Raw genomic sequence first — 405 nt, 5'->3', positions numbered from 1 at the left:
TTCATTATTAATCCTTAATTCCCAAGGATTTAAGCTGTTTTTATAGAAAACTTATTTTCCAAAGTATATATTAAGTTTTCACATTGTATCCCTATATTTGTTATTACCCTGGAAATTTAATTTGAAAGGATAAATTATAATATGTTAGATATTGAATAAAAGCTGGGGCTATATAATATATTTATATAGTTAGAAATATTTCTTAATATATCTTAAAAGAACCTATATAATCATAAAATTTAACTTTAATAGTGGAAATATTTATAAAAAACTTTGTTACACAGTAAAAATATAGTATAGTATTAAAGGTAGGTTTCTATAATGGAAATTTAATCTATGCATAGCTTTAATTTCCATAATAAAAATTTAATATTTTATTACTTTTAGAATCTGTTAAGTAGTTAT

Source organism: Clostridium sp. UBA6640, assembly GCF_002455975.1.
In the GTDB taxonomy this organism is placed as follows: domain Bacteria; phylum Bacillota; class Clostridia; order Clostridiales; family Clostridiaceae; genus Clostridium_J.
This window is presented reverse-complemented; position numbering follows the sequence as displayed.